At 75.2% G+C, this 242-nt stretch carries 1 pseudogene; it reads right to left on the bottom strand.

What is annotated here, in order from left to right:
- A pseudogene (locus QWY28_RS23820) lies at nucleotides 1–242 on the bottom strand (PucR family transcriptional regulator); the annotation flags it as partial.

Below are 242 nucleotides of genomic sequence, written 5' to 3' on the forward strand. Positions count from 1 at the left end.
CCGAAGACCGACGCGGCCAGCTCGTTGGCACCGGGCGCGGGGGAGCCGTCGTCGGCGCGGAACCAGTCCACGAACGCCTTGATGCCGGCCTGGACGATCAGCCCCACCCAGGACCGGTCCGGGGCGGACAGCTCGCGGAACCACGGCAGCTCGGCGTCCATCCGTGCGGTCGCCGCGGTGCTGAGCGCCCCGGTGGCCCGCTGGAGTGCATCGGCCGTGGTCGAGCGGGGTACTGCGGGGCG

Origin of the sequence: Nocardioides oceani (genome assembly GCF_030412965.1) — a bacterium.
GTDB classification, from domain to species: domain Bacteria; phylum Actinomycetota; class Actinomycetes; order Propionibacteriales; family Nocardioidaceae; genus Nocardioides; species Nocardioides oceani.